This window comes from Pseudarthrobacter sp. 1C304, from assembly GCF_052245515.1.
GTDB lineage: Bacteria > Actinomycetota > Actinomycetes > Actinomycetales > Micrococcaceae > Arthrobacter.
In genome coordinates this window covers 144,153-165,207 of record NZ_JBQQCH010000003.1, presented here as the reverse complement: position 1 = coordinate 165,207, position 21,055 = coordinate 144,153, and the positions used below count along the sequence as shown (strand labels likewise).

Genomic DNA, 21,055 nt, shown 5'->3' with positions numbered 1-21,055 from the left:
AAACCGGTAGAATGGTTCTTGGATTTTTGATAAATACGCGCTGGCAGCCATTCGGCCTGCTTGCCTGGCATAACCGGCTGGCAGCTGAAAGCGGCTAGACACGAACCCAAAGGATACTGTGGCAACCACTAACGACATCAAGAACGGAACCGTCCTTAAGCTTGAGGGCCAGCTCTGGAACGTCATCGAGTTCCAGCACGTCAAGCCAGGCAAGGGCGGCGCGTTTGTGCGCACCAAGATGCGCAACGTGATGTCCGGCAAGGTGGTCGACAAGACCTTCAACGCCGGGCTCAAGATCGAGACCGCCACGGTCGACCGCCGCGACTACCAGTACCTGTACCAGGACGGCGCGGACTTCGTGTTCATGGACACGAGCGACTTCGACCAGCTCACCGTTCCGGGTGCAACCGTCGGTGACGCCACCAACTTCATGCTCGAGAACCAGATGGTGAACATCGCCATCCACGAGGGCAACCCGCTCTACATCGAGCTGCCCCCGAGCGTTGTGCTCGAGATCACCTACACGGAGCCGGGCCTGCAGGGCGACCGCTCCTCGGCCGGCACCAAGCCCGCCACCCTCGAAACCGGCTACGAGATCCAGGTGCCCCTGTTCGTCGAGAACAACACCAAGGTCAAGGTCGACACCCGCGACGGCAGCTACCTCGGCCGGGTCAACGACTAGTGAGCGCACGCGGCAAGGCCCGTAACAGGGCACTGGATGTTCTCTTCGAGGCGGAGCAGCGCTCCGTATCGGCGTTTGATGTGCTGAAGGCCCGCCGGGAGCGGACGGACCAGATCGTCAATCCGTACACCCTCGAAATCGTCGAGGGCGTGATCTCCCACCAGAGCGCCATCGACGAGTTCCTGGAAACCTACTCGCAGGGCTGGACGCTGGAGCGGATGCCGTCCGTAGACCGCATCATCCTGCGGATCGGCACCTGGGAGCTGCTTTACAACGACGATGTGCCCGACGGCGTCGCCGTCAGCGAAGCCGTGGCGCTGGCCAAGACCCTCTCCACGGACGAGTCGCCGTCATTCATCAACGGCCTGCTGGGCCGCCTGCAGCAGCTGAAGCCTTCGCTGCTGGCGTGACGCCGGCGTAGGCGCTGTGCGACAAAGAACCCCGCCCGGGTCACCCGGGCGGGGTTTCTTTTGGCCTCCCAGTCTTTGTCCCTGTCTCTTTTGTCCCTGTCGGGGAATTAGCCCACGACGGCGACGCGGAGCGCGGCGATCTCGGCGAGCTGCTGCCGCTCATCGAGCTGGTGCGCCGGGACGTCCCTGCCGCTGAGGATCCGCTGCCGGGTGAAGGCGAGCTGGGTGGCGGCATGGACCAGCGCCTTCATCTGCGGGCCCCGGCCGATGGAACCGGCCCAGCGCACGGCGGAACGGCGGCCGGCGCCGGTGGCCAGCATCTCCACCTCCGCCGCGGTGAACCAGCCGGCCGCCGCATACTCCTTGAGGCGCTGGCGGGTCAGGCGGCGCTCGGCGACCTGCAACAGCACGATCACCAGTACCGCCAGGAGGAAGATCGGCACCTGTACCAGGATGTACGTCGCCAGGAAGTTCGCACCCATGCTGTTCCACGCACTGTGCAGCAGCATGGCCGGGACCAGGCCGACGCCGAACGCCAGCACGGACAGGCCGTTGTGCCAGCGCCGCGCGGCGAAGCCCATGATCAGGCCGGTAGTGCCGGTGAAGATGGCGTGGGCGAACGGCGACATGACCCCGCGGAGGAAGAACACCACGGCCAGCTCCGTGCCGGGATCGCTGGATTCGGCGATCGCCCGGCCGAAGTAGAGGATGTTCTCGGTGAACGCGAATCCGGCCGCGATGGTGAACGCAAACACCACGCCGTCCACCGGGCCGTCGAAGTGCTTCCGGGCGAAGAGCAGGAGCAGCAGCAGGCCCAGGGACTTGGCGAATTCCTCCACCACCGGGGCCTGCACGGTCACTGCGAACGTCGTGTAGTCCAGCCCCGAGGCCGGCCCGGCCACGGCCGAAAAGTAGGGCTGCAGGATCATGGTCACGGCAATCGAGACCACGGCTCCCCACACGAACGCGAACAAGAGCAACGGCCGGGGCTCGGGCTCCCAGCGGTCAATGAAGCGCACCGTCAGCAGCACGGTCCCCAGGGGAATGAGCGAGGCGATGAAGCCGATCACGAAGCCGGGGATCCCGGTGCTGCCCAGGAGGAACGGCAGGACCAGGAAGAGGCTGAAGAACCCCAGGAACACGCCCGCCACCAGGAGGCCGGACACGGAGCCCCGGCGGGCACGGGCGGCCGGCGGGGCGGGCGGGAGCGCCGGGCCGGGCCGGCCGGAGCTGTTGGCCGGCGCCGGCCGGTAATACTCCGGCTGCACATGCCCCAGCCAGGTCGGGTTCGCCTGCTGCGGCAGCGGCCGCTGGTGGCCGGGGGAGTAGCCGGGGTGCCCTGGCCCCGGACGCGGATCGTTCATCGTCATGGTCCCGAGCCTATGTCCGTGTGAGCTTAAACGCATGCCCGCGCCGCCGGGGCGCCATCCGCGCTGTGGTAATTTTGAAAGGCAAACAATCCTTTTTTAATTCCGTCCCGTGAGGCGGGGAAAGGGGAGACGAGCGTTGACTTCTGTTCCAGAAGCACCGGTTCCGGCCAAGGTTGTTCTTAACCGAGTGGTACTCAGCCAGGCGGACATCGACCGTGCACTCACTCGTATCGCCCATGAGATTCTCGAGTCCAACAAGGGCTCCCAGGACCTGGTCCTGCTGGGCATCCCGCGGAGGGGCTACCCCCTCGCCGTCCGGCTCGCCGCCAAGATTGCCGCCGCCGATCCCACCGTGGACCCCGCCGCGATCGTCGGCCAGCTGGATGTGACCATGTTCCGCGACGATCTCTCCCACCAGGGCACCCGCCCGGTGTACCCCACCCAGCTGCCGCGCACCGGCATCGACAACAAAGTCGTGGTCCTGATCGACGACGTCCTCTACTCCGGCCGCACCATCCGGGCCGCCCTGGACGCCCTGATCGACCTCGGCCGTCCGCGGATCGTCCGCCTCGCGGTCCTGATCGACCGCGGCCACCGCGAACTGCCCATCCGCGCGGACCACGTCGGCAAGAACCTCCCCACCTCCTCGGCCGAGAAAGTCCGGGTACGGCTCGAGGAAACCGATTCCGCCAGCGGCGGGGAAACAGGCGGCTCCCCCGTGAACGAAGTGGTCATCGAGGCCACCGCATGAGGCACCTGCTGTCCACTGAAGACCTGAGCCTGGCCAACGCCGTCCGCATCCTCGATACCGCCGAGGAAATGGCGGCCGTGGGGGAGCGCGAAGTCAAAAAGCTCCCCGCGCTCCGCGGCCGGACGGTGGTCAACCTGTTCTTCGAGGACTCCACCCGCACCCGGATCTCCTTCGAGGCCGCCGCCAAGCGGCTCTCCGCCGACGTCATCAACTTCGCCGCGAAAGGCTCCTCCGTCTCCAAGGGCGAATCCCTCAAGGACACGGCCCAGACGCTCTCCGCGATGGGCGCCGACGCCGTCGTGATCCGGCACTGGGCCTCCGGCGCCCCGCACCGGCTCGCCGCCACGGACTGGATCGACGCCGCAGTGATCAACGCCGGCGACGGCACCCATGAACACCCCACGCAGGCCCTCCTGGACGCCTTCACCATGCGCCGCCACTGGGCGCGGCTTGCCGGCACCCCGTCCGCGGGGGCCGACCTCACCGGCATGCGGGTCGCGATCGCCGGGGACGTGCTGCACTCCCGCGTGGCACGATCCAACGTCTGGCTCCTGCGCACACTCGGCGCCGACGTGACCCTGGTGGCCCCGCCGACGCTGCTCCCGATCGGCGTCGAAAAGTGGCCCTGCAAGGTCAGCTACGACCTGGACCAGACCCTGGCCGGCGGCGTCGACGCGATGATGATGCTGCGCGTGCAAGGCGAGCGGATGAACGCCTCCTTCTTCCCCACCACCCGCGAATACTCGCGCCGCTGGGGCTTCGACGACAACCGTCTCCGCGCCCTGGACCGCCTGGGCTGCAAGGACACCATCATCATGCACCCCGGGCCGATGAACCGCGGCCTGGAAATCTCCTCCGCCGCTGCCGATTCGCCCCGGTCCACGGTGCTGGCGCAGGTCCGCAACGGCGTGTCCATCCGCATGGCGGCCCTGTACCTGCTGCTGTCCGGGGACACCCGCGAACCGGCGCACCACCCCGCTTCCACTCTTTCCGCAGCGAACAACCCGGCCCACGCCACCAAGGAGAGCCACTAATGGCATCACAGCAGCACGACGCCGGCGCCGGCGCCTACCTGATCCGCGGCGCCGCCATTCTCGGCGGGGCCCCCGAAGACCTCCTGATCCGCGACGGGATCATCGCTGAACGCGGCCGGGACCTGTCCGCGGACGGCGCGGGGATGGGAAACGTAACAGTCATTGACGCCGCCGGGCTCGTCGCCCTGCCCGGCATGGTCGACATCCACACGCACCTGCGCGAACCGGGCCGCGAGGACGCCGAAACGGTGGAGACCGGCACCCGCGCCGCCGCCCTGGGCGGCTACACCGCCGTGCACGCCATGGCGAACAGCACCCCGGTGGCTGACACGGCCGGCGTCGTCGAGCAGGTCCTCACCCTGGGCCGCACCGCCGGCTGGGTGGACGTCCGCCCGGTGGGCGCCGTAACGGTGGGCCTCGCGGGGGAGCAGCTCGCCGAACTCGGCGCCATGGCCGATTCCCGCGCGCACGTCCGGGTCTTCTCCGACGACGGCATCTGCGTCCACGATCCCGTCCTGATGCGCCGCGCGCTGGAATACGTCAAGGCGTTCGACGGCGTTGTGGCCCAGCATGCGCAGGAGCCGCGCCTCACCGCCGGCGCGCAGATGAACGAGGGCGAGGTCTCCGCCGTCCTGGGCCTCACCGGCTGGCCGGCCGTCGCCGAGGAAAGCATCATCGCCCGCGACGTCCTGCTGGCCCAGCACGTCGGCTCCCGGCTGCACGTCTGCCACGTCTCCACCGCCGGCTCCGTCGAGATCATCCGGTGGGCCAAGTCCCGCGGCGTCAACGTCACCGCCGAGGTCACGCCGCACCACCTCTGGCTCACCGACGAACTCGCCCGCAGCTACGACCCCGTCTACAAGGTCAACCCGCCGCTGCGCACCGACGCCGACGTCCAGGCCCTGCGCGCCGCGCTGGCCGACGGCACCATCGACGTCGTCGGCACCGACCACGCCCCGCACCCAAGCGAGCACAAGGAATGCGAGTGGGCCCAGGCGGCCATGGGCATGACCGGGCTGGAAACCGCGCTGTCCGTGGTGCAGCACACCATGATCGAAACTGGCCTGATGGGCTGGGCCGACTTCGCCCGCGTCACATCCACCGCCCCCGCCGCGATCGGCCGGCTGGCCGACCAGGGCCGCCCGCTCGACGTCGGCGAACCCGCCAACGTCACACTCGTGGACCCGGCTGCGCGCTGGACCGTGGACCCTTCTAAGATGGCAACCATGGGCCGCAACTCTCCGTTTGCCGGCCGGGAACTCCCCGGCAAGGTGGTGGCAACGTTCTTCAAGGGCCATCCCACCGTCCTCGACGGCAAACTCAACACCCCGTATAGGTGGCTTGCCGAAACACCGGAGCTGCCCGGCACCGCAGCGGCAGGCAGCTTCTGATGGTCAAAGAACTCTCCCTCCTCCTCACCCTGGTACTCATCGCCGTCGCGCTGGCCCTCATCTGGCTCGGCTGGCGGAACCGGCTGCGCCGCCAGTCCGACGTCGAGCCCCTGCCGGAGATGCCCGCGGCGCTCGGTGCCGCCCTGGCCGTGGCGGACGGCCAGTACGTGGCCACCACCACCGCCGGCGACTGGCTGGACCGCATTGCCGTGCACAACCTCGGAATCCGGACCAACGCCGAACTCAGCGTCCACCCGGAGGGTGTGCTGTTCGACCGGTCCGGCGCAGGGCCGGTGTTCATCCCGGCCGCCAGCCTGACCGGGGTGCGGCAGGAAAGCGGCATGGCCGGAAAGTTCGTCGAAAAGGACGGGCTCCTGGTGCTCAGCTGGATGCTGGGCAGCCGTGAACTGGACTCCGGGTTCCGCACCCGGCACGCCGGCGACAAAGCCACCCTCCTCAACGCCCTGCAAGATTTGATCCCCGCGGCCCCCCAGGCCAATGCCGATAGTGGAAAGTAACGACGTGACGGACCCGAACCACATGACATCAACAGCAGCAACAGCCTCCGCAGCACCGGAAGCAGCCGTCCTCGTCCTCGAGGACGGCCGGATCTTCCGCGGGACCAGCTACGGCGCCACCGGCACCGCCCTCGGCGAGGCCGTATTCGCGACCGGCATGACCGGCTACCAGGAGACCATCACGGACCCCTCCTACGCCCGGCAGCTTGTGGTGCAGACCGCGCCGCACATCGGCAACACCGGTGTGAACAAGGACGACGCCGAGTCCCGGCGGATCTGGGTGGCCGGCTACATCGTCCGCGAGGCCGCCCGGCGCCCCTCCAACTGGCGCTCCGAACGTTCCTTGGACGAGGAGCTGGCGGAGCAGGGCGTCGTCGGCATCCAGGGCGTGGACACCCGCGCCATCACCCGCCACCTGCGCGAACACAAGACCATGCGCGCCGGGATCTTCTCCGGCGACGCCGTCGGCACTGACAAGGAGCTCCTGGACGCGGTCCTGGCCAGCGCCCCCATGGAGGGCTCCCGGCTGGCCGAGGAAGTCAGCGTGGACGAGGCCTACATCGTGGAGCCCAAGGACTGGGGCTGGGACGGCGAACCGCGGTTCACCATCGCGGCGATCGATCTCGGCATCAAGCGCATGACCCCCATCCGGTTCGCCGAGCGCGGCGTCCGGGTACATGTCCTCCCGGCCACCGCCACCCTGGCCGACGTCCAGGCGGTCAACCCGGACGGATTCTTTATGTCCAACGGCCCCGGCGACCCCGCGACCGCCGATAACCAGGTCAAGCTGCTCCGCTCGGTGCTGGACGAGAAGATCCCGTACTTCGGCATCTGCTTCGGCAACCAGATCCTGGGCCGCGCCCTGGGCTTCGGCACCTACAAGCTGCGCTACGGCCACCGCGGCATCAACCAGCCCGTGATGGACCGCCGCACCGGCAAGGTGGAGATCACCTCGCAGAACCACGGCTTCGCCGTCGACGCCCCGCTCGACGGCGCCACGCAGGCCCCCGAGGAACGGTTCGGCCGCGTCGAGGTCAGCCACGTGAGCCTCAACGACGACGTCGTCGAGGGCCTGTCCTGCCTCGACATCCCGGCCTTCTCGGTCCAGTACCACCCCGAGGCAGCCTCCGGCCCGCATGACGCGGCCTACCTCTTCGACCGCTTCATCGAACTGATGGCGGACGCTTCTGCACAGTCGGAGACAAAGACAGCAGCAGCTGCAACGACTTCCACCGAATCCAAGACTGAGGACAAGAAGTAATGCCCAAGAGAACTGACCTTAAGAGCGTCCTGGTCATCGGTTCCGGCCCGATCGTGATCGGCCAGGCGGCCGAATTCGACTACTCCGGCACCCAGGCACTGCGCGTCCTCAAGGAGGAAGGCCTCCGGGTCATCCTTGTGAACTCCAACCCGGCCACCATCATGACCGACCCGGAGTTCGCCGACGCCACGTACATCGAACCGATCACCCCCGAGGTGGTCGAGAAGATCATCGCGAAGGAACGCCCGGACGCCGTCCTGCCCACCCTGGGCGGGCAGACAGCGCTGAACACCGCCATCGCCCTGGACAAGAACGGCGTGCTGGAGAAATACAACGTGGAGTTGATCGGGGCCAACATCGCCGCGATCGAGCTCGGCGAGGACCGCGAGAAGTTCAAGGGCGTCGTGGAGCGCTGCGGCGCGGAATCGGCCCGCAGCCACATCATCCACACCATCGATGAGGCCCTCGCCGCCGCCGAGGACCTCGGCTACCCGATGGTGGTCCGGCCCTCCTTCACCATGGGTGGCCTCGGCTCCGGCCTGGCCTACGACGAGTCCGACCTCCGCCGGATCGTGGGCCAGGGCCTGCAGTACAGCCCCACGTCCGAGGTGCTGCTCGAAGAGAGCATCCTGGGCTGGAAGGAGTACGAGCTGGAGATGATGCGGGACAAGAACGACAACGTCGTGGTGGTCTGCTCCATCGAGAACTTCGACCCCGTGGGCGTGCACACCGGCGACTCGATCACCGTCGCCCCGGCGCTGACCCTCACGGACCGCGAATACCAGCGGCTGCGCGACATCTCCATCGCCGTCATCCGCGAAGTCGGCGTCGACACCGGCGGCTGCAACATCCAGTTCGCCGTCGAGCCCAGCACGGGACGGGTCGTCGTCATTGAGATGAACCCGCGCGTCTCCCGCTCCTCCGCGCTGGCCTCCAAGGCCACCGGCTTCGCGATCGCCAAGATCGCCACCAAGCTCTCCCTGGGCTACACCCTGGACGAGATCCCGAACGACATCACCCAGAAGACGCCGGCCTCCTTCGAGCCGACCCTGGACTACGTCGTCGTCAAGGTCCCGCGGTTCGCCTTTGAGAAGTTCCCGGCGGCGGACCCCACCTTGACCACCACCATGAAGTCGGTGGGCGAGGCCATGGCCATGGGCCGCAACTTCACCGAGGCACTGCAGAAAGCCCTGCGCTCCCTCGAGCAGAAGGGCTCCCAGCTGGACTTCAGCCACGTTCCGGAATGGGAAGTGGCCGAGCTGGTCGAGAAGGCCAAGCGGCCCACCACGGAGCGCCTGCACCAGGTCCAGCGGGCCCTGCTGGGCGGCGCCACCGTGGAGCAGCTCTTCGAGGCGACCAAGATCGACCCCTGGTACCTGGACCAGCTCCAGCTGCTGAACGAGATCTCGGCGGAAATCCGCCAGGCCGCAGCCCTGACCCCGGAGATGCTGACCCGCGCCAAGCGCCACGGCTTCTCCGATGAGCAGATCGGCGCCCTCACGCACAACTCAGAGGACGTCGTCCGCGGCGTCCGGCAGGCCCTCGGCATCCGCCCGGTCTACAAGACCGTGGACACCTGCGCCGCCGAATTCGCCGCGTACACCCCGTACCACTACTCCTCCTACGACGAGGAGGACGAGGTGGCGCTGCACGCCAAACCGTCCATCATCATCCTCGGGTCCGGCCCGAACCGGATCGGGCAGGGCATCGAGTTCGACTACTCCTGCGTGCACGCTTCGATGGCGCTGCGCAAGGCCGGGTACGAGACCGTGATGGTCAACTGCAACCCCGAGACCGTTTCCACCGACTACGACATCTCCACCCGGCTGTACTTCGAGCCGCTCACGCTCGAAGACGTGCTGGAGGTCATCGCGGCCGAGGAACGCACCGGCGGCGTGATGGGCGTGTTCGTCCAGCTCGGCGGCCAGACCCCGCTCAAGCTGGCCCAGCAGCTCGCCGACGCCGGCGTGCCGATCCTCGGCACCTCCCCGGAAGCGATCGACCTCGCCGAGCACCGCGGCGCCTTCTCCCGGGTCCTCGAGCTGGGCGGCCTCATCTCGCCGAAGAACGGCACCGCCGTGTCCTTCGACGACGCCAAGAAGATCGCCGACGAAATCGGCTACCCCGTGCTGGTCCGGCCCTCGTACGTTCTCGGCGGCCGCGGCATGGAGATCGTCTACGACGAGCCGAACCTCTCGCGCTACATCGCCAACGCCACCGAAATCACGCCGGACCACCCGGTGCTGATTGACCGCTTCCTGGAGGACGCCGTCGAAATCGACGTCGACGCCCTCTACGACGGCACCGAGATGTACCTCGGCGGCATCATGGAGCACATCGAGGAGGCCGGCATCCACTCCGGCGACTCCGCCTGCGTGCTGCCGCCCATCACCCTGGGCAACAACGTGCTGGAGCGGGTCCGTGCCGCGACCCTGGCCATCGCCGAGGGTGTGGGGGTCCGCGGCCTGATCAACATCCAGTTCGCCCTCGCCTCGGATGTGCTCTACGTCCTGGAAGCCAACCCGCGCGCCTCCCGCACGGTGCCGTTCGTCTCCAAGGCGACCGGGGTGCAGATGGCGAAGGCGGCCGCCCTGATCGGCACCGGCGTCACCATCAACCAGCTCCGCAGCGCCTACAAGATGCTCCCGGAAACCGGCGATGGCTCCACGCTGCCGCTGGACGCCCCGGTCTCCGTCAAGGAAGCGGTGCTGCCGTTCAGCCGCTTCCGCACTCCGGAGGGCAAGGTGGTGGATTCGCTGCTCGGGCCGGAAATGCGCTCCACCGGCGAGGTCATGGGCATCGACAAGCACTTCGACACCGCCTTCGCCAAGAGCCAGGCCGCTGCGAACAACGCGCTGCCCACCGAGGGCAAGATCTTTGTCTCCGTGGCCAACCGGGACAAGCGCTCGGTCATCATGGGTGTGAAGCGTCTCTCGGACCTCGGCTTCGAGATCGTCTCCACCGGCGGCACGGCGGACGTCCTGCGCCGCAACGGCATCCAGGCCACTCCGGTCCGAAAGGTCGCGGAAGGCTCCAGCGCCGAAGGCGAGGGCACCATTGCGGACCTCATTGTCGCGGGTGAGATCGACATGGTCTTCAACACCCCCTCGGGCGGAGAAGCCCGCAGCGACGGGTACGAACTGCGCGCTGCCGCGACGTCGATCGGCGTCCCGTGCATCACCACGGTGGCCGAGTTCAACGCCGCGGTCCAGGCCATTGAGGCGCTGCGCACCTACGAGTGGTCCGTGACCAGCCTGCAGGAGCACGCCGCCGCACTGGCGGAGTCGCAGAACGCAGCCCAGGCCGCAGCGCAGAACACGGCCACGGTCCCGCAGAATGCCTGAGGCGGACAGTGCAGCAACGGCCGGCCGGGAGTCCTTCGGCTCCCGGCTGGGCCGGGCCATGGCGGAGCGCGGCCCGCTCTGCGTCGGCATTGACCCGCACCCGGCCCTGCTGGCCCGCTGGGGGCTGAACGACGACGTCGCCGGGCTGGAGCGTTTCTCGCTCACCGTCCTGGACGCCGTGGCACCGCTCGCTGCCGCGGTGAAGCCGCAGGTGGCACTGTACGAGCGGCACGGCTCGGCGGGCATGGCGGTCCTGGAGCGCACGCTCGCCGCGGCAGCGGAGGCTGCGGTGCTGACCATCGCCGACGCCAAGCGCGGCGACATCGGCTCCACGATGGCCGCCTACGCCGATGCCTGGCTGCGGGACGGTTCCGCGCTGGCCGCGGACTCGGTCACGCTGAGCCCGTACCTCGGCTTCGAATCGCTCCGGCCGGCACTGGACCTCGCGGCGCAGAGCGGCCGCGGCGTGTTTGTCCTGGCGCTGACGTCGAACCCGGAGGGCGCCTCGGTCCAGCACGTGGGCGGCGCGGACTCCGTTGCCCGCCGGATCGTCCAGGCCGCCGCGGCGGAAAACCGGCGGTACGGCGTGGAACAGGGCAGCGGGGAGCTCGGTTCAACCGGCCTCGTCGTCGGCGCGACGGTCGGGCCGGCACTGACTGACCTCGGCCTGGACCTGGCTGCGGTGTGCGGCCCCATCCTGGCTCCCGGTCTCGGCGCGCAGGGCGCCACGGCCGCGGATCTGCGCCGGACCTTCGGCAGCGCCTACGGCCAGGTGCTCGGCACCTCCAGCCGCGACATCCTCGCCGCCGGCCCGCAGGTGCAGGCGCTGCGCGACGCCGCGCAGCGGACCCTCGAGGAGCTGCGCGCCGCCTGACCTTTGGACAAGCTGGGGCCGCGGCAAACGTCCATTGATTTCTTCCGTCTTGAGACGGTAGGTTCAGGACAAGTCCGCGGCGCCGGCTGGGGAGGTTCAGCCCGCAGGGCCGGACCGTTTGCGCGGTCCGTCCGACAATGCAGGGAGGCATTCAGTGAGTCTGCGACCCCTCACCCCGCAGGAGCGTGCCGACGCCCTGGGCAAGGCCGCCGCCGCCAGGACCACCCGGGCCGCAGCGAAGGACAGGCTCAAGACCGGGGAGCTGTCCATTGACGAACTCCTCAGTTCCGGGGACACTGACGACGCGATCGCCCGGATGCGGATCGTGGAACTGCTTGAGGCGCTGCCCGGCATCGGGCGGGTGCGCGCCGCGGCCATCATGGAACAGCTCGGCATCGCGGCGTCGAGGCGGGTCCGCGGCCTGGGAATCCACCAGCGCCGCGCGCTGGTAGATTTTATAAACGACAAACAGCCCGGCCCGCCGCGCTGACTTCAATCCCGCCCAAAGGAATACGTGAGCAAGAAACCCGGACTGACAGTCCTCGCCGGCCCGACGGCTGTTGGCAAAGGCACCGTGTCCACTTACATCAGGGACAACTACCCCGAGGTGTGGCTGTCCGTTTCGGCCACCACGCGGGCTCCCCGTCCCGGAGAAATCGACGGAGTGCACTACTACTTCAAGTCGAAGGAGGAGTTCGAATCCCTGATTGCCGCAGGCGAACTCCTCGAGTGGGCCGTGGTGCACGGACAGAACACGTACGGCACCCTGAAGAGCACGGTGAACCAGGCCATCGCTGAGGGCCGGCCCGTGCTGCTGGAGATCGATCTGCAGGGAGCACGCCAGGTCCGCGAGGCAGTTCCGGACGCGCAGTTCGTGTTCCTCGCCCCGCCCAGCTGGGACGAATTGGTGCGCCGGCTGGTGGGCCGCGGCACGGAAAGCGCCGAGGAACAGCAGCGGCGGCTGGAAACCGGTAAAGTAGAGCTAGCTGCTGAACCGGAGTTCGACCACACCGTCATCAATGACGACGTTCGCCGGGCAGCAGACGAGCTTGTTTCACTCATGGGGCTGACCCCCCACCCGCGCTAGGCGCGGAACGCCATCAGCCCGCTAAAATTTGGAGAATTCGTGTCCACGAACCTTGAAGGCATCATCAACCCGCCGATCGACGAGCTGCTGAAGGCTGCCGACTCGAAGTACGGACTGGTGATTTTCGGCGCCAAGCGCGCCCGTCAGATCAACGCCTACTACGCGCAGCTGCACGAGGGCCTGTTCGAGTACGTCGGCCCGCTGGTCGACACCAAGCTCAACGAGAAGTCGCTCTCCATCGCCCTGCGCGAGATCAACGAAGGCAAGCTCGTATCCACCCCGATCGAACCTGCCGAGTAATTCCGCAGACGCAGGCGGAGCTCACGTGCGCATAGTCCTCGGAGTCGGGGGAGGGATAGCCGCCTACAAGGTGGCGTCGCTCCTCCGGCTTTTTACTGAAGCCGGCCATGACGTCACCGTCATCCCCACGGAGGCCGCGACCCGCTTCGTTGGCGTCGCCACGTGGGAAGCACTGTCCGGGCATCCGGTCAGCAACAGCGTCTTCGACGACGTGCACACCGTCAACCACGTCCGGCTGGGCCATGAGGCCGACCTGATTGTGGTGGCGCCCGCCACGGCCGACTTGCTGGCGCGGGCCGCCACGGGCCAGGCGAACGACCTGCTGACCAACACCCTGCTCATGGCCGGCGGCTGCCCGGTGCTGATGGCTCCGGCCATGCACACCGAAATGTGGCAGCACGAGGCGACGCAGGCCAACGTCGAAACGCTCCGCAGCCGGGGTGTCACCGTGCTGGAGCCCGCCTCCGGCCGGCTGACCGGCTCCGACTCCGGACCCGGCCGGCTGCCCGACCCCGAAGCCATCTTCGCAGCCGCCGTGGCCCTCGCCGGTGCTCCGACCGCCCCGCCCACGGCGCCGCAGCCCGGCTCTGACGACGTCCCGGCTGCGCCGCCGTCGAGCCGCCCGCTGGCCGGGCTCACCGTCACCATCAGCGCCGGAGGAACCCGCGAACCGCTGGATCCCGTACGGTTCCTCGGCAACCGTTCCTCCGGAAAGCAGGGCGTGGCGCTGGCCGCCGCTGCCCGCGACGCCGGGGCCCGGGTCCGGCTTCTGGCCGCCCATATGGACGTCCCGCCGCCGGCCGGGGTCGAGACCACAAAGGTGGAGACCGCTCTCGAGCTCCGTGCAGCGGCCCTACATGCCGCCGCCGATTCCGACGTCATCATCATGGCCGCCGCCGTCGCCGACTTCCGCCCCGCCGATGTTGCCGGCACCAAGATCAAGAAGCGCGACGACGTCGCCGATCCCGTCATCACGCTGGTCCGGAACCCGGACATCCTGCGGGAACTCGTCGAGGTCCGCGATGCCGCTTCCCGCGACCAGCTGATTGTCGGTTTCGCGGCAGAGACCGGCGACGCCGACGGCGACGTGCTCGACTACGCCACGGCCAAGCTGCGCCGCAAGGCATGCGACCTGCTGGTGGTGAACCACGTGGGCCAGGACAAGGTCTTCGGCGAGGACACCAACTCCGTAGTCATCCTTTCGCGCGCCGGCTCCGAACCCCAAGAGGCGTCGGGTTCCAAATCCGACGTCGCGGCTGCCGTGATTGACCGCATCAGCGCCGAGCTGAGCCGCGTTGTCCCGCCGGCCTGAATCCGGTGTCAGCAACGTCTCCTTAGCACGGGGACACACGCCGCCGGACGTCCGTTTTCCAACCAGTAAGGTAGTTGAGTGACTTTACCGCTGCACATCCCTGACTTCCACGGGTCCACGCCCGCCTCGCTCCGGCTCTTCACGTCCGAGTCGGTAACCGAAGGACACCCCGACAAGATCTGCGACCAGATCAGCGATGCGATCCTCGACGCCCTGCTGGCCAAGGACCCCGAGTCCCGCGTCGCCGTGGAGACGCTGGCCACCACCGGGCTGGTCCACGTCGCCGGCGAGGTCACCACCGACGCCTACGTGGAAATCCCGCAGATCGTCCGGGAAACCATCCTCGGCATCGGCTACGACTCCTCGGCCAACGGTTTCGACGGCGCCCGCTGCGGCGTGTCGGTCTCCATCGGCCAGCAGTCCAACGACATCGCAGGCGGCGTCTTCAACTCCCTTGAGGCCCGTGAAGGCCGCCAGGAGGACGACTACGACCTCCAGGGCGCCGGCGACCAGGGCCTGATGTTCGGTTACGCCAGCGACGAGACGCCCTCCTACATGCCGGTGCCGATCTGGCTCGCGCACCGGCTCTCCGAGCGTCTCACCGAAGTCCGCAAGAATGGCGAGCTCGCCTACCTGCGCCCCGACGGCAAAACCCAGGTCACCGTCGGCTACGACGGCAACCGGCCCGTCTCGGTCGAGACCGTGGTCATCTCCAGCCAGCACGCCGAAGGCGCCAGCCTGGACCAGCTCCGCGCCGACCTCGCCACCCATGTGGTTGACCCGGTGCTGGCACTGTCCAACCTGGATACCTCCCGGACCCGGAACATCCTGAACCCCGCCGGCGCCTTCGTCATCGGCGGCCCGGTCGGAGATGCCGGCCTTACCGGCCGCAAGATCATCGTGGACACCTACGGCGGCATGGCCCGGCACGGCGGCGGCGCCTTCTCCGGCAAGGATCCGTCCAAGGTGGACCGCTCGGCCGCGTACGCGATGCGCTGGGTGGCCAAGAACGTCGTGGCGGCAGGCCTCGCGAAGCGCGCCGAAATCCAGATCGCCTACGCGATCGGCCAGGCCCGCCCGGTGGGAACCTACGTTGAGACCTTCGGCACCGAGACCGTGGACCCGGCCCGGATCAGCGCCGCGATCGCCGAGATCTTCGACCTGCGCCCCCGCGCCATCATCGATGCCCTGGACCTGAAGCGCCCGATCTACGCCAAGACCGCAGCACACGGCCACTTCGGCCGCGAGGAGCCCGACTTCACCTGGGAGCGGCTGGACCGGGTGGACCAGCTGAAGGCCTTCTTCAACGCCTGATCCCTTGCCGGCAACCGGCACGTGACGTTGCCGGCACCTGCCAGCCGGCACCCCACAGTCGCGGCATTGTCAGTGCCCTGTGATCTGCTGTAGCCAGGCCGCCATGACGGGGCCTGGCTACTGGGTTTATTGGGTGCGGGGCTCGTTAGCTTCGTGGCTGTGAGCCACTGAGACGTTGTCGGACCGATTTGGTGTTGTGAAGGGGGTGGTGCCAACCGTGGATCCTCAGCCTGCCCCCGGCGTGCCCGGCGGACCCCAGCAGCTGTCCCTGCTCCACGGCCTTCCGGCCCCCGCTGCCCAGGCGTCCGGACCGGCCCTGGCCCCGCACCTGCCCGTGGCCCGGGTGCTCATTGAATCCTCCCTCCCGCACCTCGACCGGCCCTTCGACTACAGCGTGCCTGCGGGGCTCGATACGGCTGCGCAGCCGGGCGTCCGGGTCAAGGTGAAGTTCAACGGGCAGGACCTTTCCGGCTACCTGCTGGACCGCGTAGCGGAATCCGACGCCGGGCATCTGCTGGTCCCGCTGCACAAAGTCGTCTCTGCCGTCCCGGTGCTGGCGCCGCCGGTCGCCGAACTCGCCGCACGCGTTGCCGCACGGTACGCCGGCACCGTCAGCGACGTGCTCCGCGTCGCCGTACCGCCCCGCATGGCGAAGCTTGAAAAGGACCTGGCCCCGGACGGCGTCCTGGATCCGACGCTTCTCGCCGACGACGGGGGCGGCGGCGGGGCCGGAACTGCTCCTGCCGGCCTCGGAGCCTCGGCCTGGTCCCCCTACCGCAACGGCCCGGCGTTCCTGCGCCACCTCACCGCGGGGGAGTCTCCCCGGGCTGTGCTCAGCGCGCTCCAGGGGTTTGGCCCCGGGAGCTGGCCCCGGCTGATCGCCGAGGCCGTGGCCGCCGTGCGCCTGTCCGGCCGGGGCGCCGTCGTCGTTGTCCCGGACTACCGCGATCTCGACCGGGTGGAGGAGGCCCTGCTGCACCTCCTGCCGGCCGGAGACGTCGCCCGGCTTACCGCCGACGACGGGCAGACCCCCCGCTACCGCAGCTTCCTCCGCGTCCTCAGCGGTGCCGCCGGGGTGGCCGTCGGCACCCGGTCCGCCGCCTACGCGCCGGTCCACGACCTGGGGCTGGTGGTCTGCTGGGACGACGGCGACGACCTCCACATCGAGCAGCGGGCACCCTATGCCCATTCCCGCGAGGTGCTGCTGCTGCGCGCCGAGCAGGAGGGGGCCGCCTGCCTGCTGGCCGCCCACACCCGGAGCACCGAAACCCAGCGTCTCGTCGAAGCGGGATGGGCGCTCCCGGTCGAGGCTGACCGCCCGGCCGTCCGCCGGTCCGTTCCGCGGGTGCTCAACACCGCCGACAGCTACGAACTGGAGCATGACCCGCTGGCCAGGATCGCCCGGCTGCCGGGCGCCGCCTGGCGCGCCGCCAAGGACGGACTGGAGCGCGGACCGGTCCTGGTGCAGGTGGCGCGGGCCGGCTATGCGCCGTCGCTCGCCTGCGAGAACTGCCGTGAACCGGCGCGGTGCACCGCCTGCAGCGGCCCGCTGGCCGTCGCCGGGGCCAGCGGAAGTTCCGCCGTGCCGCAATGCCGCTGGTGTTCGACGCCGGCCCCCGCCTGGCGTTGCGGCACCTGCAACGGTGTCCGGCTCCGGCGCGGCGCCACGGGTGCGCTGCGCACCGCCGAGGAGCTGGGCCGGGCCTTCCCGGGCAAACCGGTGGTCACCTCGTCCGGGGACCGGGTGCTGGCCACGGTTCCGGAGACCCCGGCCCTGGTGGTGGCCACGGTCGGCGCGGAACCGGTGGCGGCCGGCGGGTACGCCGCGGCGCTCCTGCTCGACGGTGACTCACTGCTCCGGCGGGAGAACCTGCGGGCGGGGGAGGACGCCGTCCGCCGCTGGTTCAACGCCGCGGCTCTGGTCCGGCCCGCCGGTGACGGCGGCCTGGTGGTCATCACCGCGGACGACGCCGCCGGGGTCGGCGCCCTGCTCCGCTGGGACCCCGCTGGCTACGCCCAGCGGGAACTGGCCCTCCGCCGGGAGCTGCAGCTGCCCCCGGCCGTCCGGGTCGCCTCCATCACCGGCGGCCGGACCGCCGTCGGGCACTTCAGCAAAGCGGTGGAACAGCAGCTGGAACCCCGCGGAATTGTGCTCCGGACTGCAGGGCCGGCGCCGCTCGTCCTGGCCGGCGGCCCCGGCGGGCCTCAGCTGAAACCAGGGGCGGCCGCCACCGAGGATGTCCGCACGCTCCTGTTCATCCCGTACGCCCAGGCCGCGGACGTCACCAGGGTGCTGCGGGCGGTCAAAGCCGCTGCCGCCGCCAAACGCGCCGACCAGCCGGTACAGCTGCGGCTCGACGGCGTGGACGTCCTCTAGAAGCGCTCCAGGCTGTCGTGCTCTAGGTGGACGTGCCCGGGATGGACGTGCCCTAGGTGGAGGTGTCCCGGCGCCTGCGCCGGCGGGCACGGAGCGCCACGGCCTCCCCGGCGGCCTCGAGCAGCCTGCGCGCCGAGTCGTCCCAGCTGAAGTCGGCGGCGCGTTCCACCGAGCGGCGGGAACGGGCCTTCCACAGGTCAGGGTCCTCAAGTTTCCGGACGGCTGCGGCGAATTCCGCGGGCGAGTCCGGATGGACGTAGCTGACGGCGTCGCCGCCCACTTCGCGGAAGATCGGGATGTCGCTGGCGATCACGGGGGTGCCGTGCGACATCGCCTCGACGAGCGGCAGCCCGTAGCCCTCCGCCCGGGACAGGCTAATCAGGGCTGTGGTGCGCCCCAGCAGGGCCTCGTACTCCGCGTCCGTCACGCCGTTGTGGAAGACGATGTCCGCGCCCGCCGGGGCCAGGGCCTCGAGTTCGGCCCGGCGCTCCGGGGTGATCCGGCTGAGCAGGTGCAGGCTCATGTCCGGCAGCTCCGCCATGCCCCGGATCATGGTCTCCACGTTTTTGTACGGCATAAAGGAACCCATGTAGAGCAGCGTCTTCTCCGCCCCCGCGCCGGGGTCCCGCGGTGTGTGGCCGTGCTGCGGGGCGTTGCCCACGATCCTGACGGGACGCCGGGTGAGCCGGTACTTCGCCATGAGTGCCGCGGTGGTGGAGCTGATGGTGGCGACGACGTCGGCCCGGTTCAGCAGGAGGCGCTGCGGCCAGAACGCCTTGTGGTACAGCCGCCACAGGACCCGGACCGGGGCCGGCAGGAAGCCGGGGGGCGCCGGGTGCTCGTAGTAGATCAGGTCGTGCAGGGTCAGCACCAGGGCGTACTTCCGGCCCCAGCTGCCCATGGTCTGCATAGGGCACACCACCACGTCGGCGCCGAGCTTGTTGATCCTGCCGGCCACGAACAGCTCGGCCGGGGACAGCGGGCTGTTCACCAGGGTGTAGGGCACATCCGGGAGCAGGGCCAGCTGGCGGGCGTCGCTGATCAGCATGGAGACGTCGGCTATTTTGGCCGTCGCCGCGATCAGGCTGGCGCCGTAGCGGCTGATGCCGTCGTGGTGGTCCAGCCGGGTGAAGCGGGCGTCGATGAGGATTTTCACGCGGAGTGGTCCTTCAGGAAGCGTCGGATGAAGCCCGCGGCGGGCTCCGGGGTTTCGTAGTGGATCAGATGGCCGACGCCGGGAATGACGTCAAGGTGCGCGTCCGGCAGCAGGGCCAGCAGGGTGTGCTGGTCCGGCAGCGTCGCGATCTCATCCTTTTCCCCGGCGATCAGCAGCACGGGGAGGGTGAGGCCGGGGGCGACTTCCGCCACGTTGCCGCCCACCGAGGCCTTGAACGCCTGCAGCAGGCTCTCCCGGTCCGCGAAGGCGGAGAAGTAGGCGCTGTGCTGGGCGTGGACAAAGCGGCGCAGCTCCTTGTCCCGAGTTTTTGCCATCGTCTCGCTCATGATCCGGACGATCAGCTGGCTGCGCAGCAGGCCCTGCCCCAGCCGGAGGGGCAGGCGCGCCGCGGCCTCGTAGTACAGCACGGCAAGTTTGGTCATCATCCCCTTCGGCCCCTCGAGGGCCGGCGCGGCGATGGGGTTGACCAGGATCAGCTCCGCAACGGCGCCGGGGTGGGCTGCCACGTAATGGCTTGCGACAATCGAGCCGAAGGAATGCCCCAGCAGGACGGTATCCGGGCCGAGGCCCAGGGCCGCCATGAAGTCCGAGATGAACCGGCCGTAGTTCTCCACGCTGTGGTCGGCGGCCGCAAAAGCGGAGGAGCTGCCGAACCCGGGAAGGTCCGGCATGATGAGCCGCATCTCGGGCAACTGGTCGGCCACCCGGAGCAGGCCGTGGTGGTCGCCGCGGAAGCCATGGACCACCAGGATGGTCCGGGTCTCGGGCGTCACCCGGACCGGCTCGTACCGCCAGTACGCCACCCTGGTGCCGTCGAGGACCACTTCGGCGGCATGGGTGCGGCCTTCCAGGTCGTCGCTGAACAGGGCGGTGGGGGAGGACTCGGTGTCCACGGATTCCATTCGTTGTGTCCTGGTCTTCTCGATATGTCCGGGTCTTCGGGAGGCGCTAGTTGACGGAGTCCGGGTGGGACCCGGTGCGGACGCCGCGTTCCAGGCCGGCCAGGGCCGCCATGGCCGCGTCGTCGAGGCTGAAGCCGAAGACGTCCAGGTTCTCGCGGATCCGGTCGTGGGAGCTCGCCTTGGGGATGGCGACGTGCCCGAGCTGGACGTGCCAGCGCAGGATGATCTGCGCCGCGGTGACGCCGTGCGCGGCGGCCAGGTCCAGCACCACCGGGTCCTGCAGGACCTGGCCACGGCCCAGCGGGCTCCACGCCTCGGTGGTGATGCCGAGCGTGCGGTGCAGGGCGCGCAGCTCCTCCTGCTGCAGCCAGGGGTGCAGTTCGATCTGGTTGACGGCCGGGACCACTTCGGCGGTCTGCAGCAGGCGGTCCAGGTGGGCCGGCTGGAAGTTGGAGACGCCGATTGCCCGGGCCCTGCCCTCGCGGTAGAGCGTTTCCATTGCGCGGTAGCTTTCGGCGTAGAGGCCGCGTTGCGGACAGGGCCAGTGGATCAGGTACAGGTCCACGTACTCGAGGCCCAGGTTGGCCATGGAGATGTCGAAAGCGCGCAGGGTGGCGTCATAGCCCTGGCTGTCGTTCCACAGTTTGGTGGTGACGAACAGGTCCTCGCGCGACAGCGGAGGGAAGGACTCGCCGGACCCGCCACGGACGCCGTCGCGGCTGGAAGCACCCGAGAGGGTCCCGACGCCCCGGCCGACGCCCGTCTCGTTCCCGTACATGGCCGCGGTGTCGAAGTGCCGGTAACCGGCCTCGAGGGCCGTGGCCACCAGGCCGGCGGCATCCTCGGGTGGCACTTTGTACAGTCCGAACCCCAGCTGGTCGATCAGGACACCGTTGTTGAGGCTGAGCCGGGGTGAGGGTTTCATACCTCGACTTTACCGACTCCGGCACC

At 69.1% G+C, this 21,055-nt stretch carries 19 protein-coding genes; 15 read left to right on the top strand and 4 right to left on the bottom strand.

Annotation, left to right across the window (positions count from 1 at the left end; translation table 11 throughout):
- Window positions 1–118: 118 nt before the first annotated feature.
- Together efp and nusB are read left to right on the top strand one after the other, a co-directional pair.
- Window positions 119–682, top strand: coding sequence for an elongation factor P (efp, locus tag ACTWQD_RS08275; protein ID WP_443195674.1), 564 nt, complete (start codon window positions 119–121; stop codon window positions 680–682).
- Window positions 682–1,092: a transcription antitermination factor NusB gene (gene nusB / locus ACTWQD_RS08270; protein ID WP_066437703.1), complete on the top strand. Its 411-nt coding sequence runs from the start codon at window positions 682–684 to the stop codon at window positions 1,090–1,092. The genes efp and nusB overlap by 1 nt, the downstream gene beginning before the upstream one ends.
- A gap of 107 nt (window positions 1,093–1,199) precedes the next feature.
- On the opposite strand, the gene ACTWQD_RS08265 is transcribed toward nusB, so the two are convergent.
- Entirely contained in the window at window positions 1,200–2,462 is a 1,263-nt protein-coding gene (locus ACTWQD_RS08265; RefSeq protein WP_443195673.1) for a PrsW family intramembrane metalloprotease, read from the bottom strand.
- Window positions 2,463–2,598: 136 nt separating this feature from the next.
- On the opposite strand from ACTWQD_RS08265, the gene pyrR reads away from it, so the two are divergent.
- The 13 genes from pyrR to ACTWQD_RS08200 all read left to right on the top strand — a co-directional run bounded on the left by pyrR (window position 2,599) and on the right by ACTWQD_RS08200 (window position 18,025).
- Window positions 2,599–3,213 (top strand): bifunctional pyr operon transcriptional regulator/uracil phosphoribosyltransferase PyrR, encoded by a 615-nt coding sequence (gene pyrR / locus ACTWQD_RS08260; protein WP_443195672.1) that lies wholly within the window; start codon window positions 2,599–2,601, stop codon window positions 3,211–3,213.
- On the top strand, window positions 3,210–4,247 hold the full coding sequence (locus ACTWQD_RS08255; RefSeq protein ID WP_443195671.1) for an aspartate carbamoyltransferase catalytic subunit: 1,038 nt from the start codon (window positions 3,210–3,212) through the stop codon (window positions 4,245–4,247). The genes pyrR and ACTWQD_RS08255 overlap by 4 nt, the downstream gene beginning before the upstream one ends.
- Window positions 4,247–5,638: a dihydroorotase gene (locus ACTWQD_RS08250; protein ID WP_443195670.1), complete on the top strand. Its 1,392-nt coding sequence runs from the start codon at window positions 4,247–4,249 to the stop codon at window positions 5,636–5,638. The genes ACTWQD_RS08255 and ACTWQD_RS08250 overlap by 1 nt, the downstream gene beginning before the upstream one ends.
- A complete protein-coding gene (locus ACTWQD_RS08245; protein WP_443195669.1) occupies window positions 5,638–6,156 on the top strand; it encodes a PH-like domain-containing protein in 519 nt (172 codons plus the stop codon). The genes ACTWQD_RS08250 and ACTWQD_RS08245 overlap by 1 nt, the downstream gene beginning before the upstream one ends.
- On the top strand, window positions 6,137–7,417 hold the full coding sequence (carA, locus tag ACTWQD_RS08240; protein WP_443195668.1) for a glutamine-hydrolyzing carbamoyl-phosphate synthase small subunit: 1,281 nt from the start codon (window positions 6,137–6,139) through the stop codon (window positions 7,415–7,417). Before ACTWQD_RS08245 ends, carA begins: the two co-directional genes overlap by 20 nt.
- Window positions 7,417–10,761, top strand: coding sequence for a carbamoyl-phosphate synthase large subunit (gene carB, locus ACTWQD_RS08235; RefSeq protein WP_443195667.1), 3,345 nt, complete (start codon window positions 7,417–7,419; stop codon window positions 10,759–10,761). The genes carA and carB overlap by 1 nt, the downstream gene beginning before the upstream one ends.
- Window positions 10,754–11,635, top strand: a complete 882-nt coding sequence (pyrF, locus tag ACTWQD_RS08230) for an orotidine-5'-phosphate decarboxylase (RefSeq protein WP_443195666.1) — start codon at window positions 10,754–10,756, stop codon at window positions 11,633–11,635. The genes carB and pyrF overlap by 8 nt, the downstream gene beginning before the upstream one ends.
- A 154-nt stretch (window positions 11,636–11,789) precedes the next feature.
- A complete protein-coding gene (mihF, locus tag ACTWQD_RS08225) occupies window positions 11,790–12,125 on the top strand; it encodes an integration host factor, actinobacterial type (protein WP_443195665.1) in 336 nt (111 codons plus the stop codon).
- Window positions 12,126–12,149: 24 nt separating this feature from the next.
- Window positions 12,150–12,722 (top strand): guanylate kinase, encoded by a 573-nt coding sequence (gene gmk, locus ACTWQD_RS08220; RefSeq protein WP_443195664.1) that lies wholly within the window; start codon window positions 12,150–12,152, stop codon window positions 12,720–12,722.
- A gap of 39 nt (window positions 12,723–12,761) precedes the next feature.
- The gene (rpoZ, locus tag ACTWQD_RS08215; protein ID WP_011692102.1) at window positions 12,762–13,022 is read left to right on the top strand and encodes a DNA-directed RNA polymerase subunit omega; all 261 of its coding nucleotides are present in this window, start codon (window positions 12,762–12,764) and stop codon (window positions 13,020–13,022) included.
- A gap of 25 nt (window positions 13,023–13,047) precedes the next feature.
- A complete protein-coding gene (locus ACTWQD_RS08210) occupies window positions 13,048–14,334 on the top strand; it encodes a bifunctional phosphopantothenoylcysteine decarboxylase/phosphopantothenate synthase (RefSeq protein WP_443195663.1) in 1,287 nt (428 codons plus the stop codon).
- 78 nt (window positions 14,335–14,412) lie between these two features.
- Complete coding sequence (gene metK, locus ACTWQD_RS08205; protein ID WP_443195662.1) at window positions 14,413–15,648, top strand: methionine adenosyltransferase; 1,236 nt, start codon at window positions 14,413–14,415, stop codon at window positions 15,646–15,648.
- Between the two features lie 217 nt (window positions 15,649–15,865).
- Window positions 15,866–18,025: a primosomal protein N' gene (locus tag ACTWQD_RS08200; protein WP_443195661.1), complete on the top strand. Its 2,160-nt coding sequence runs from the start codon at window positions 15,866–15,868 to the stop codon at window positions 18,023–18,025.
- A gap of 52 nt (window positions 18,026–18,077) precedes the next feature.
- On the opposite strand, the gene ACTWQD_RS08195 is transcribed toward ACTWQD_RS08200, so the two are convergent.
- Genes ACTWQD_RS08195 through ACTWQD_RS08185 form a run of 3 tightly spaced genes read right to left on the bottom strand, consistent with a single transcriptional unit; the run spans window position 18,078 to window position 21,029 of the window.
- Window positions 18,078–19,181 carry a glycosyltransferase family 4 protein gene (locus tag ACTWQD_RS08195; protein WP_443195660.1) on the bottom strand — a complete coding sequence of 368 codons (1,104 nt, stop codon included), beginning with the start codon at window positions 19,179–19,181 and terminating at the stop codon, window positions 18,078–18,080.
- The gene (locus tag ACTWQD_RS08190) at window positions 19,178–20,104 is read right to left on the bottom strand and encodes an alpha/beta fold hydrolase (RefSeq protein WP_443195659.1); all 927 of its coding nucleotides are present in this window, start codon (window positions 20,102–20,104) and stop codon (window positions 19,178–19,180) included. The genes ACTWQD_RS08195 and ACTWQD_RS08190 overlap by 4 nt, the downstream gene beginning before the upstream one ends.
- A gap of 46 nt (window positions 20,105–20,150) precedes the next feature.
- Entirely contained in the window at window positions 20,151–21,029 is an 879-nt protein-coding gene (locus ACTWQD_RS08185) for an aldo/keto reductase (RefSeq protein WP_443195658.1), read from the bottom strand.
- Window positions 21,030–21,055: the final 26 nt, after the last annotated feature.